Here is a 12,214-nt window from a genome sequence, read left to right on the forward strand (position 1 = left end):
GAGTTAAGTATTCAGTTTTTTTGAGTTGACTTGACAAGCAATTTTGGTAAAATAAAGGAAGCATTTTAACTATTATGGGGGTTGTTGAGAACCGTCGCCCATTTTTTTTGACCACAAAACGTCTCAAACCGCCATACGTAAGGCTTTTGACGGGGTTGTCACCCCGTCAGTTCTTGCTGTTTTGTGACTTTAACTCCAGGCAAATAAAAGCTCGTACCTGGTACTAAACCACACTCGCTCAACCGCTTAAATTCCTTTCCTTGTTCTTGAATATATCGTCCCTGTTTTATTCTTAAAACAAACTTGATATTCTTTTCACACAGCCAAATTGCCAGCTTAACACTCCCAAATTTACGCATCTCCTAAAAGCACAAATTTATATTTTTTTAGCAGACCAAGAATAGGGGAGATTAAGCTTTGTTATTCTCGGAGGTTGCTACAGCCTCGCTTGGCCAATATCTCCCAGTACAATGCTAAAGGTCTCTTGTCCCAAATCAGGCTAATCATAGACACATTTTTATCTCGCCACTGCGTTCTATCAATGGCGACCTTCAACTCTTGTTTCTTTTTAAATTGAGTGAACCAAATATATTTAATCAGAGGAAACCAAAGCTTTTCTATATTGAGTTACGTCCGCTTAAGGAATCGTTGAATAGAACGTCGTCTACTCTCAAACATGATGGGGTATGGCATCAATGTTGCCAATAACTCAATACTTACTTGTTTATGGGTTTGGAGCAGAAAAACTAAAATTGTCAGAGTCAAGTATTCGGCGTTTTTGAGCTGCCGTTGCAAACAAATTTAGTAAAATAGAGGTAACATTTTTAACTGATGGGGCTTCTGAACAATACTGACCCCATCTTTTTTTACCATAAATCGGTCAAAACCCCGTCAGCTAGGGCTTTTGAGGGTGTTGTCACCCCGTCAGAATTCCGATGCCACCGCAAAAGATATTAATACCTATCGCCAATTAAAAATTCAAAATAGTCTTACTTCTTCTGTTGGCTACCTAACTCAATTTTAGCGTTCGTTATTTAACCCCATTAGCTACTACTCCCAATACTTTAAAATCGGCTACATTTAGTTGTTCTAAAGCTGTGTTTACCAGACCGCGATCTGTTTTTTCTAGTTTTACTATCAGCACTGTACCATCAGTTTGAGAAGCGAGTAAATGACCGTCTGCTAAACCTATTAAAGGTGGGGTATCGTAAATGACTAAATCAAATAAGGCTAGGAATTGTTCCATTAAATAGTGCATCTTTCTCGAAGACAGTAATTTAATTGGATCGGGGGGAATAGTACCCGCAGTGAGGACAAAAAGATTGTCATCGTCGGGTAATCGCTGAATAGCCTCATTCAAACTTAAATCCGAACTTAAAACATTACTTAAACCTTTAATATTCGATAAGCTAAGGTATGTGTGCAGTTGAGGCAAACGCATATTAGCATCCACTAACAATACTCGTTTACCAACCGCAGAAGCAGTTTTAGCTAAATACAGTGCTACAGTTGACTTACCCTCACCTTTAACGGTAGAAGTGATGGTTAAAGAACTAATTGGGTGTTCCGCATTTAATAATTGAATATTTGTGTATAAGTAGTGAAATGCTTCGATCACAGGAAAATCTTTGTAATTTGAAACTATTATTCGTTTTAAGCTTGCACTCTTAGTATTTGAACTTACGCTAGTGAATTGAGCGGGAACCCTTTCACCTCTACGAGATTTAATTCTCATCGCTTTGGCGATCGGAATGACTCCCAAAAGAGGGCGTTTAGTTGCTGACTTAATTTCTTCTGGAGTATGGAAAACAGTATTTAAAACTTCTACTAAGAAACCTATAGCAATGCCTAGTAAAGTGCTAATAACGAGTGCGATCGCTAGGTGACGGCGGGTTTGTTTTTGTGTAACTGGGTTAAGCTCACCATTTTCGTTTGTGACTAACTGTGGTTTAGATATAATTTGCCAATATCCATCAATTTGACCCGCATCTAGTTGTAAAGTTTTTTGTTTTTCCATGAACATTTTGAGAGTATCTTTAGCTAGTTCTAGTTTTAATTGTATGTCATCATAGCGATGTTGAGCTTGGGGCATTTGAGTGATTTTTGCTTGCAGTAAATTTTGGTTATTAGTTATCAATCGCTCGCGAGCTTCCAACTGTTTTAGTTGTGACTGCATCTGCAAAAGGACAGTATCAGCTTCTTTTTTCATCAAATAACGCAAACTTTGCTGCTTTTCCCGCAAAGATTGAATGGGAAGGCTATTTTCATAAAATTGAGTAGAGCTTAAAGCTAATTGCGACTCTATTTCATTTACTTTGCTAATTAAATTTTCATAAGATTTGGGGCTAATATCAACAATCCAACGATTATCGCCTGTTAACGCTCTTTTTTTGTAGCTTTCATATTGAAGCCTACTTTCTACCAGTTGTCCTTGCACTTCTAGGCGACGATTAGTTAAAATATCTAGCTGATCTGATAGGCTGCGGCTGCGTAGTTCTGGTTGGTTAAAGTTATACTGAATCCTTAACATTTGTAATTCTTGTTGCAATTTATCTACTCTCTGCTGGAGGAGTGGCATTTGTCGAGCGATAAAATCACTACTTTGTTTGCTAACTTTTAAACGCTCTTTGCCCATATATTCTAGGTAATATTTGGCAGTTTCATCCAGCACATATTTGATGCGTTTGGGGTCTCGATCGCGGTAGCTAATATCTAGGAGTTTAGTACCACCCTGCTTCCCATCTCGCAAGAAAGTAATACGTTGGATACTCAAGCGGTTATTGAGATTTTTATAGTCAAAATTTGGATATTTTGTTTGCAACTTATTAACTAACGGTAATAAAACTTCTGGGCTTTTTAAAACCCGCGATAAACTTTGATAATCCACCGAAGAACCTTCTTCCACTGATGATTTAATTTTGTTCAAGTCTGTGATGCCTAAACTGTTATTTTGAGCTTGGACTAAGAGCTTTGATAGCCGATCGTCAGCGGTAATGGGTTCTGTTAAAACTGTAAATTTTCCTTCATACTCAGTAATAGATTGTTTGGCAGCCCTGAGCACGAAAGTACCGCTTAAAGTAGCTATGCTGGCAGCTACTATCCCCATCACTAGAAGGCGCCGTTTGAGGACAGCCAGTACCCAATTCATATCAAGAACTTGGTCATCCTCTGCTGGGGTACTAGCTAGGTAATTAGCGGAGGGAACAGAAAAATATTGACCATTAAGATCGTTCTTGAGGGAAGACAACTGTTTTTTATCCATAGCAAAAATGTTATGTTATTTAATTCCTAATTTCCGAATAGTCTGAGTAGCTCTATGAGTCGGGTGGGAACGAGAATTCCACCAATAATATTACTAACTGGTGAGAGAACAGTGTTAATGTTATCTACCAAGAGAGCAGTCTTCGAACGTGCCACTATAATTATGTCATTATCTTGAATCAGTGGGTTATTTTGAGCGTCGATTCCTTGATTCAAATTAATTGATACTTGGGATCTCGATATAGTGCCATTAGGATTCAGCCTAATCAGTTCCACATATCTAGAGTTAGCGCGATTTGATCTGAAACCCCCCGCACTCATAATTGCTTGATTTAAGGTAGTATTAGGAGGTAATTTGAGTCCACCCGGAGTATTGACTTCTCCGATAACACTTACTTGCACAGTCCCCGGAGCAAAGCTAGCATTAGCTAGAACAGAAACTTCTCCAGGGTCGATCGCCGTCGCTGTCGGCACAAAGATGATATCCCCTTCTTGTAGTATAGTATCTTGAGAGGTATCTTGTTCTTGCAAATATTGCCAGAGGTTAATAGTTCTAATTTGTTGTTTGCCACTTCTAGTATAACGTTGGAGTTGGATTTGGCGAATATCGGCGATTGATGTGATTCCACCAGCTAGTTGTAGAGCCCGAATAATTGTCGGCTGTCCGTTAGCTCTTTGACCATTTTGGGTATCACCACCAATGGCTACATATCTACCGGGACGCTTCACCTCTCCGAATACAGAGACAGTACGGGGTTGCTCTGCAGGTATAGAAAAATTAGCTTCACTAAGTTGATTTGTTTCTACTAAGTTAATTGTTTCTTGAGAGGGAACCAATATTTGATCTCCATCTCGCAACGTGATATCTTGGCTGGTCTGACCAGTTTGTAAATAATCCCACAGATTATAAGTGATAGTTATTTCTTTGTTAGCCGTGAGCCGACGCCGCACAATTACTCGTCGAATATCAGCGCTAGCTCGAATACCCCCAGCTTTTTCTAAAGCTTGAGGAAGCGTGGGAAACTGAATTGATGGTCTAGTTCCACCTCCATTAGCTAGGGGTAATAAGTAGGAGCCGGGCCGACTTATTTCACCCGATAACCAAATATTAAGCGGGCGGGCAGCTTGTAAGCTGATGGTAACTAAAGGTCTTTTTACGACCTGACCATAAGCTCTAGCGATAACTTGGGCTGCCTGTTCTAAAGTCAATCCTTGAAGGGAAACACTACCAATAATCGGGATTTGAATAGCTCCCCCAGCGGGAATTTGATACTCCCCACTAAGCTGGGGCAGATCGTAGATATCAATTCTAATATTGTCTCCACCCCCTAGATAGTAGTCAGTATTAATACTTGTTGCGGAGGCTGGCGACTGAGCGAAGTTAGTTTGAGGGTAGGAGAGAGTGAGTACCAGCGCCAGCAGTGGCAATTGTAAAGCAGGGAGAGTAAGCCATTTCATAGGTAATAAAAAAATTATGATAGAGGTAAAGCCATGAAAGATGTTTTAAGGGTGCCGATGTTTGCGTTGATGCTATTGTGTTTAACGGTTATCGTTTTTGTAACTATTTATATTTTAGCCGCACGCCATCCGAAATTGGCGGCCACATTAGAAAAGATTTTTGTGGGGATACTTTTTTTTACCATGACTGGTGGGTCAGGTATCACGGCCATGCCATTTACCAAACTCCATCCTAACGTTTTCTACAACTTAGAAACTACACCCCCAACAATGATTGCTCAAATTTCGATTTATGGGGCAATGATATTAATGATTTTTCCCCGCTTAACTAAAACTACCCAAAAAACAGTTTCTATCTGCATAAAATGGATAGCAGGAGACATTTTTTTAGGATTATTTTTATTGATCATGACTTTATCGGGCTTGTGGTCACAAACTCCTGAAATTACTTTCCGGGCTATTTTTGCTATGTGGGGAGTAACCCTGGTTTCTATTTATGTAGGGAAAGTGTATAGTTGGTTAGAAATTTATAGATTATTGAGATGGCTAACTGGTTTATTAGCTTTATGGGGAGTTGTGAAAACAAATGCAGCAGCGGACGGTTGTTGGACAGGAGTTTTAGGTCATAAAAACCCTTTTTCTTTTCAAATGGCTAATACAGCTTCTTTATGGATTTTATATGCTTTTAAGGAGCACAAGTATCGATATTTCTCATTATTTATCGTTTTAATTGCTTTAGTAGGATTGCAAAAAGGTTGTAGTGGTGCTAGTCGGATTTTGACAGTGGTATTAATCAGTTTGTGGAGTTATTTAGCCCTCTTAAAAAGATTACCTGTAAAATGGGCTTTTCTCTGCTTTATCTTGTTTTTGGTCGGTAGTATAGGTATAAGTATTTTGGTTTTAAATAATTTAGAGGCTATTATTGTGGATGGTTTAAAAAAAGATATGACTTTAACCGGTAGAACCGATTTTTGGCCTTTAATTATTGATCGAATTAATCAAAATCATCCCATATTTGGTTATGGGATGCAAGGATTTTGGCAGTCTTGGCGTGGCTTGGAAAATCCCGCTTACGGAATTGTAGTAGTTAAAACTGGTTTTGTGCCACCCCACTCTCACAATGGTTTTCTTGATATACTTTGCGAACTGGGTTGGGCCGGATTATTGTTGTTTATTGGGTCATTTTTTAATAATATATTTAGAGGGATCAAGTACCTAGTTAAAGGAAATTTTCCAGAGTCAGGTTTGCCTTTGTATTTATTAACATTTATGCTAATGACTAATTTGACGGAGGGGGGATTATTTGGGGTTGGTACTTATTGGTGTTGGTATGTAGTTTTATCGGTCAAATTGAGCTTAGATAAAACAGCTAAGGATAATCCACAATGATGATGTCAGCCTTTGGTCAGATCTATTAGGAAAATCTTTAAACAGAATAGTCATATACCGGACTTCTTAAAGAAGTTGGGCGTTTAAAATTGATTGCGTTTTACGGTTAATGAAATGGGCTCATTTAATATGACTTGCAATTGTTTCACTCTCCACAGTGGCTTCCACTGGCCAAGAATTTTCCATCTCTACTGTTTGTTTGGGCTGGTAAACTGCCAAATCGAACCAGAAAGTCGTACCCACATTAACTTCGCTAACTAAATTAATTTTAGTGTGGTGCTTGTCAATAATGTTTCTGACAATAGAAAGACCTAATCCCGTTCCTTCTAAAGTGTGTACTCGGTTTTCTACCCGGAAAAAGCGATCGAAGATTGCTTGTTGGTCTTCAGGATCTATGCCAATTCCAGTATCAGAAATTTCGATCCGCACTACCGGAAAATGTTTGGCATCCGGTGACAAGTTTTGGTTAACGGATTGACCGTCTTTGTGGGTTGACGCCTCCGGTTCTAGCAAATACGCTCGAATTGCCACCTTGCCACCGGACTGAGTAAATTTTAAGGCATTTCCTACTAAATTTGCAAATACTTGCAGTAACAAATCGTAATGACCTAAAGCAGGCGGCAAATACGGGTCAACTTCTTGCTCTAATTCAATGCCTTTATCCTTAGCATTTAACTGATAAGTCCGCAGGGTTTGTTCGACTGCTTGCGGGAGGTCAACAGCTTCCAAGTGATAAACTCGGCAGGATTCCAGTCGCGACAAGTCTAACACGTCGTTAACTAAACGAGTTAGTCGATCGGTTTCTCGATTGGCAATTTCTAGGAATTCCCTGCGCTCGCTTTCTAGAAGGTCTTCTCCGTACTCGTGGAGAGTCTCGATAAAAGATTTGATATTAAATAAAGGTGTTCTCAATTCGTGAGAAACATTGCTGATAAAATTGCTTTTAGCCTCATTGAGTTCTACTTCGCGAGTAATGTCCTGCACTGTCATTGCAATGCCTTTGAGACTTTCTCGGTAATTTCCGGAACCTTGATGCTTGGAGGTTTGCTCGTAGAAAGTACACTCTACAGCTACCGGGCGTTGTGGCTCGGTACAGGTATCTTCTTCATGGCGGATGCAGCTTCTGCACAGCGGTTCGGCACCAGGCGCTTTGTGCAGAATGACAGTAGTTAAAACAATCCGAATTGTACGGTTAACTGGTTCGCTCATTGAGATGCGAAATTCGCCGCCGTCGCGATCGCCTGCAGCTATTTCCTGCAACGGTCTAGCCAACTCCTGCTGCACTTCCGCAGGCAAAATATTTAGAACATTTACTCCGAGCGCATTTTTACCTTCCCATCCAAAAATCCGCATCCCCGTCGGATTAACTAAAATCACCTGCAAATTTGCGTCTAATAAAAGCGCGCCATCAGCAATCGTTGAAACCAAAGTTTCTAACTTAGCTTTTTCCGCTGTCAGCTCTTCAATATTTTGTTCTTCATAGCTTTCGAGTTTCTGGGCCATTTCATTAAAACTGCCTATCAACTCGCCCAATTCTCCCCCTAAAGGCAGGTCAACTCGCTGCTTAAAATTCCCGCTGGCAATGTTTTTGACCCCAAAAACTAATTGTTTGATCGGCTGAGTAATTGTCAGGGCATTAAATACAGCCCCCAAAATTACCATCACCCAAATTGTTACAAATACTGCTAAAGTGACATCCCTAGTCAGATTTGAAGAGATAACTGCTGCGGGATTTGGGTTAATGCCGATCGCCAAAACTCCCAAATATTTGTCTTCATGAATTAACGGCACAAATACATCGGTAACTTCTCCATCTGGCGTCAAATGCTGCCGCACCAAAGGCAAAGAAGTTAAATTTCTCGCCTCAATATCGGTGATAAAATTATCCGGAAGTTTGATCTGGCGGCGCAGCGTCAGGGAAGTTTCCACCTCGGATTCTGAAAAGGGTATCCCCAGGAAAATATCCCCCGCTTCGTCGGCGTAAAGCATATAGCGGACGCTAGAAGTGCTGCTGTAAAATTGGCGGGAAAAGCGAGCGACTTCGGAGCGATCGTTTTTGGCAATCAGTGGCGCCACATTTGCCGCCAATAGCAGGCCGAGGTCGCGGCCGTAGCGAGTATCGTTAAGTCGGGCATCTTGCTGGATAGTATTCACCGCCCAGAATGTCAGGCCGCTCATAATTAACGATACTACGAGGGTAGCAGCGGCCATCAGGCGGGTCTGGAGGGTAAAATCCGACCACCAGCGGGCAATAATTTCTCCGATTTTGTTTAGTATGGCCAGCATTTCACCACTTCACCCGTTCAATATTAAAAGCAAGATCAATTCAGTTGGGTCCCGATCGAATTTTTTGCTGGGACTTGTCCGCTACCGCCATCGCATAGGTACCAAATTTCATTGTTACATTTCTACATTGAGATTGCTTGGCTTTCGGATGGCGGCAGATGTCGCAATTCCTAATTTTCATCACCCAGGGCTCGGCGGCCGATGTCCCGGCGGCAGTAGACGCCTTCAAATTGGATGCAATCAACTGCTGTATAAGCCTTGGAAATAGCTTGTTCCAAAGTTTCTCCCGTCGCAGTTACACCTAAAACCCGGCCGCCGTCGCTCACTAACTGTTGCTGCTTTAACTGGGTGCCGGCGTGAAACACTTCTGCTCCTTTGGCTTCAGCTTCCTCTATACCTGTAATCACTTGGCCTTTTTGATAACTTCCAGGATAGCCCCCAGAAGCCAAAACTACGCAGACAGAGGCCCCCGACTTCCAGCGAATAGAATATTCACCGAGACGCTGCTGACAGCACGCCAGCACCAAATCTTCCAAAGGAGTTTCCAGCAGTGACAAAACTGCTTGAGTTTCGGGATCTCCGAAACGGCAGTTGAATTCTAAGACTTTGGGTTCTCCGTCGGGGGTAATCATTAAACCGGCGTAGAGTACACCCCGGTAGTCGATTTTGCGTTTTTGCAGTGCTGTAAGGGTGGGTTCAAGAATTTCTTCTTGAATCCTTTCCATGAGTTCCGGGGTGACCATGGGCGCTGGGGCGTAGGCTCCCATACCGCCGGTGTTGGCTCCCTTGTCGCCTTCGCCGATAGCTTTGTGGTCTTGGGCCGGCAACAACGGTTCCACTGTGATGCCGTCGGTGAGGGCGAGAATCGAGACTTCTTGACCTGTTAAGAATTCTTCGACGACGACTCGGATGTTGTCGGTGCCGAATTCGCCTCGGAAAATGGTGTTGATAGCGCTGTGAGCCATTTTGACGGTGGTGGCAACGGTGACTCCTTTGCCTGATGCGAGTCCGTCTGCTTTGATAACTATTGGGGTTCCTTGTTCCAGAACGTATGCTTTTGCTGCTTCTGCGTCTGTAAATACGGCAGCTTTCGGTGTTGGAATGCCTGCTTCGAGCATCAATTCTTTGGCCCAAGATTTGCTGGATTCAATTTGGGCTCCGGCTTTGGTGGGGCCGAAAATCATCATTTTTCGCTGTTGGAAATAGTCGGCGATGCCTAGCGATAGGGGCAATTCGGGGCCGACGATGACTAATCCGATGTTGTTGACCATCACAAAGCGTTCGATGCCTTGGAAGTCGTCGATGTTGAGCGACAGATTTTGACAGCCTTTGGTGGTAGCTGTGCCGCCGTTGCCCGGTACGCAGAATACTTGTTTAATCCGCGTAGATTCTAGCAGTTTTTTTGCGATCGCGTGTTCGCGACCTCCGTTTCCCACAACTAAAACTTTCACAGTATCCTCACCTATAAATTTTGTTCCCTGAATGTCTGATTTTCAGTGTTGGCATCTGTCTATCTGCTTTTTGCAGTGCTGTCAATTATGCCATGGTTGGCGCTAGGGAATTGCTAGATGTGGAACTTTTCTGGAGGGGTGGGGTTCGACGGCTGTTTCTCAATGGCTGGGAGTGTGCAATAATTAAAGACTTTAGCCACCCAATTTTTCTGGGTCTGCCTCGATTTAATCCTGCAATTAAAACTCTTTTTTGGCTTTTAAGTCTTCAATTACTGTAATTGAGCCAGGGTCAAATAGCGATAAGATAGGCAGGTTGACTTTGCGGAATTTTACTCACATGAAATCAAATCAAACTGCTGCGAGTTCGTCTGCCAAATTTAAGCGGGTGGGCGTTGTCGGCGGCGGCCAGCTAGCTTCGATGATGGGGGATGCTGCTAGGGCGCTAGGTATTGAATTGGTAGTGCAAACTCCCCATGCTACCGATCCAGCAGTTTCGGTTGCTGCTAGTGCTGTTTTGGCTGCTGTTAATAATGTTTTGGCTACGGCTCAATTGGCTGCTGGCTGCGATGTTATTACTTTTGAAAATGAGTTTGTGGATTTGGATGGTTTGCGGCCGCTAGAAGAGCAAGGTGTGTTATTTCAGCCGAGTTTGTCGTCGCTTTCTCCTTTGTTGGATAAGTACGTTCAACGCTGTTATTTACAAGGTTTAGGTTTGCCAACTCCGAAGTTTTGGGAATGGGATTGCAGCGCGGATTTGCCCCCAGAATTGTTTAAGGCGGTGGCGATCGACTTTCCGGCAATTTCTGTTTCTGACAGCGTGCAGAGTGAAGGAGACTCGGATGCTGGATCGATCGACTTTGCCTTTGTCGTCAAAGTTCGCCGCCACGGTTATGACGGCCAAGGTACTTTTATTGTTAAGGATCGGGGGAGTTTTGAGTCAATTCGTGCTAAACTTCAAGGTCAGTCTTTGCTAGTGGAAGAGTTTGTGCCGTTCGATCGCGAGTTGGCAGTGATTGCAGCTCGATCGGCAACTGGCGAAATTGCGATTTATCCGATCGTCGAAACTCAGCAGCAAAATCAGGTTTGTCATGTGGTGATTGCGCCCGCTGATATTAGTTTAGATGTGAAAACAGAAGCTTGTGCGATCGCCCGCACTCTCCTCAACAGTTTGCAAGCTGTCGGCGTATTCGGCATTGAATTATTTTTAACCGCCGATAATAAGCTGTTAGTCAATGAAATTGCACCCCGCACTCACAACTCGGGACATTTTACAATTGATGCTTGCAAAACTTCACAATTTGAACAGCATTTGCGCGCAGTTTGTCAACTGCCTTTAGGTAATTCGGAGCTGAACTGTGCAGGCGCTGTGATGGTAAATTTGCTAGGCTACGAGTCGGCTGAGTCTGATTATTTAGCAAAACGAAAACAACTGGCACAAATCAGTGGTGCTTTTGTACATTGGTATGGTAAGAAAGTATCGCGTCCCGGTCGCAAACTCGGTCACGTTACAGTTGTGCTCGACGCGGACAAGGTGGATCGGGGGCGATCGCAAGCACAGGCGATCGCTCAAAGCGTTGAATCTATCTGGTATGCAAGTTAAATTGCTCGAAGCTTGCCAAAATCTGGTGAGTTGGTATATATTAAATAGAGGTTCTACTGCGACGTTGGTGACTGCCAATAATGTTTTTTTGATCTATAACTCTTAACTCTCGGGAATCAAGATGTTTGGACAGCAGTAAACTGGGCTTGTACCCAGAAACTTTAAGTCCGAGCCAACGGTACCCACCTGGTAAAATACCAGGTCAAAAGCTGAGGTAAGACGGCGTTGCGGGGAGCTATTAAAATTTGGATTGAGATAGGCGCTGTGAAATATGGCTAGCCTATTTTTTTTGAGTAAACGCCTTTACTCATACTTGGATTTTACGTATGATTAGTTGAGATTCGAGTTTAGACTAGGTACATCAAAAAGTGCGATCGCTGTGAGACTGGCAAATGTCTATAGAACCTATTTGCGATCTATTCATTTGCTATTGCCAACCGTTTCTTTGCTAAGCGTTTAAGCATGAGCCGAATGAAACACACGTTGAGCTTATCCATGGCATTCTCCAGCGTCCCCTCGAAATTCTTACACTGTTATACCCGCGCATTTGACCGCTCAATAACCCAACGAGTCGGAATGACGACAAATCCCGTCTGCCCTTGCTGCTGCTTTTGGGCTTTGGTCGGCTTCGGAGCCACTTCAAACTGAATTTTAGTCACTGGAGTTTAGACTAAATAAGCCTTAAAGCGTTATGTGTCTCAACCCCAGAACGTTTATTTAGCAACGGCAACGGTCGCACCGCGAGCAAGCTATGAGGCTCAACGATGAG

General features: G+C 42.8%; 7 protein-coding genes and 1 other RNA gene. 3 read left to right on the plus strand and 5 right to left on the minus strand.

Annotated features, from left to right (window positions below; translation table 11 throughout):
- Positions 1–1,030 precede the first annotated feature (1,030 nt).
- Together QUA53_RS27530 and QUA53_RS27535 are read right to left on the minus strand one after the other, a co-directional pair.
- On the minus strand, positions 1,031–2,905 hold the full coding sequence (locus QUA53_RS27530) for a polysaccharide biosynthesis tyrosine autokinase (protein ID WP_333100941.1): 1,875 nt from the start codon (positions 2,903–2,905) through the stop codon (positions 1,031–1,033).
- A 383-nt stretch (positions 2,906–3,288) separates the two neighbouring features.
- Positions 3,289–4,719, minus strand: coding sequence for an SLBB domain-containing protein (locus QUA53_RS27535; protein ID WP_333100942.1), 1,431 nt, complete (start codon positions 4,717–4,719; stop codon positions 3,289–3,291).
- Positions 4,720–4,752: 33 nt separating this feature from the next.
- On the opposite strand from QUA53_RS27535, the gene QUA53_RS27540 reads away from it, so the two are divergent.
- Complete coding sequence (locus tag QUA53_RS27540) at positions 4,753–6,108, plus strand: O-antigen ligase family protein (protein ID WP_333100944.1); 1,356 nt, start codon at positions 4,753–4,755, stop codon at positions 6,106–6,108.
- A gap of 120 nt (positions 6,109–6,228) precedes the next feature.
- Here QUA53_RS27540 and QUA53_RS27545 read toward each other — a convergent pair whose 3' ends face one another.
- Entirely contained in the window at positions 6,229–8,394 is a 2,166-nt protein-coding gene (locus tag QUA53_RS27545) for an ATP-binding protein (protein ID WP_333100946.1), read from the minus strand.
- Positions 8,395–8,564: 170 nt separating this feature from the next.
- Complete coding sequence (gene purD / locus QUA53_RS27550) at positions 8,565–9,845, minus strand: phosphoribosylamine--glycine ligase (RefSeq protein ID WP_333100947.1); 1,281 nt, start codon at positions 9,843–9,845, stop codon at positions 8,565–8,567.
- A 337-nt stretch (positions 9,846–10,182) separates the two neighbouring features.
- On the opposite strand from purD, the gene QUA53_RS27555 reads away from it, so the two are divergent.
- On the plus strand, positions 10,183–11,445 hold the full coding sequence (locus tag QUA53_RS27555; protein ID WP_333100949.1) for a 5-(carboxyamino)imidazole ribonucleotide synthase: 1,263 nt from the start codon (positions 10,183–10,185) through the stop codon (positions 11,443–11,445).
- A gap of 50 nt (positions 11,446–11,495) precedes the next feature.
- A non-coding RNA gene (gene ssrS / locus QUA53_RS27560) (6S RNA) lies at positions 11,496–11,682 on the plus strand.
- Between the two features lie 296 nt (positions 11,683–11,978).
- Here ssrS and QUA53_RS27565 read toward each other — a convergent pair.
- Positions 11,979–12,104, minus strand: coding sequence for a hypothetical protein (locus QUA53_RS27565; protein WP_333100951.1), 126 nt, complete (start codon positions 12,102–12,104; stop codon positions 11,979–11,981).
- Positions 12,105–12,214 lie beyond the last annotated feature (110 nt).

Source organism: Microcoleus sp. Pol12B3 (genome assembly GCF_036701355.1).
In the GTDB taxonomy this organism is placed as follows: domain Bacteria; phylum Cyanobacteriota; class Cyanobacteriia; order Cyanobacteriales; family Microcoleaceae; genus Microcoleus.

Bases quoted from the DNA above. Each gene is read 5' to 3' on its own strand.
- QUA53_RS27535 (WP_333100942.1), bottom strand. From the start codon at position 4,719: ATGAAATGGCTTACTCTCCCTGCTTTACAATTGCCACTGCTGGCGCTG.
- QUA53_RS27540 (WP_333100944.1), top strand. From the start codon at position 4,753: ATGAAAGATGTTTTAAGGGTGCCGATGTTTGCGTTGATGCTATTGTGT.
- QUA53_RS27545 (WP_333100946.1), bottom strand. From the start codon at position 8,394: ATGCTGGCCATACTAAACAAAATCGGAGAAATTATTGCCCGCTGGTGG.
- QUA53_RS27555 (WP_333100949.1), top strand. From the start codon at position 10,183: ATGAAATCAAATCAAACTGCTGCGAGTTCGTCTGCCAAATTTAAGCGG.